This is a genomic window from Streptomyces alkaliphilus (assembly GCF_014141535.1).
GTDB classification, from domain to species: domain Bacteria; phylum Actinomycetota; class Actinomycetes; order Streptomycetales; family Streptomycetaceae; genus Streptomyces; species Streptomyces alkaliphilus.
In genome coordinates, this window is the sequence record NZ_VKHT01001343.1 from 1 (window position 1) to 1,075 (window position 1,075).

Sequence of the window (1,075 nt, forward strand, 5' to 3'; positions counted from 1 at the left end):
CCCCCTCCACCGGGCAGACGGTGCCGGCCGCCCGGGCCTCCCCCGCGACCCGCCGCGCCACCTCCTCCAGCGCTTCCTCCCGGGCCCGCTCCAGTTCCGCCAGGCGCTCCTCGACCCGCATCAGGTCGCGCTCCACCGTCCGACGGGCGGAACGCCGTTCGCCGTCCAGTCGGGTCAGCGCCTTGTGGATGGCCTTCGCCGACGCCTCGTCGCGGGCGAGTTTCCGCTCGGTCTCCTCCAGCTCCTCCAGCAACTGGCGGGCGGACAGCTCACCGCGCCCGATGAGGTCGGCCTCGGAGAGCATCTCCTCGGGGGAGTCCGCCAGGACCAGGCGGGCCAGGCCCGAGCCGTTGCCCTCGCGGTAGCGCTTGCCGGCCTGCCGGCCGATCGCGACGCGCAGCTCCTCGACCTCCTCCCGCCGTTCCGCGAGGCGCTCTCGGACCCGTTCCAGCGCCGCGTGCTGCCGCGCCTGCCGGCGGCGGATCGTCTCGTGGTGCTCGGCGGCCTCGGCGGCGCTCTCCCGCAGTCGCTCGATCTCCTCGACCACCTCGGCGAGGGCCTCGTCGGAGAGTTCCTCCGGCAGGTCGACGCCGGGCGCCGGATCACCACCGGTGTCCCCGGCGGATGCCCCGTCGGAGGGGGCGGCGAGGGCCGGTGTCGCGAGGGCCGGCGGGAGGATCAGCACGACCGCCCCGAGGACCAGGGCGGACAACGGGGTTCGGAGGGCACCGCGCACGGGCCGATCCTTTCCGATCACCCGCGACTCCGACAGAGTCCGGAGTGAACCCTCACGGCTTCTCCACGCACGGTCCCCCTGCCGGTTTCCCACCGGTCGGCCGGAAGGGGAACACGACCGTCACCGCGGTGTGGTACACCTGTGGGCGCCCCGTGAACGGTCGGTGCCCGCTCACGGGGTGTCAACCCTGTCGGGCCCCGTTCGACGGGGCCTCGCGCGCGCCCTCACGGGCCCGGGGCGGGGGTGGTGTTCCGCTCCCCACGGGCCCGCCGTCGGTGTCCGTGGTGTCGCTCCGGGGGCGACCGCCCGGCCCCGACCCCCTCGTCCGCGGTGATCCGC

General features: G+C 75.5%; 1 pseudogene. It reads right to left on the reverse strand.

The annotated features are described in order from the left end of the window. A pseudogene (locus FNQ90_RS24375) lies at nt 1–736 on the reverse strand (hypothetical protein); the annotation flags it as partial. Nucleotides 737–1,075 lie beyond the last annotated feature (339 nt).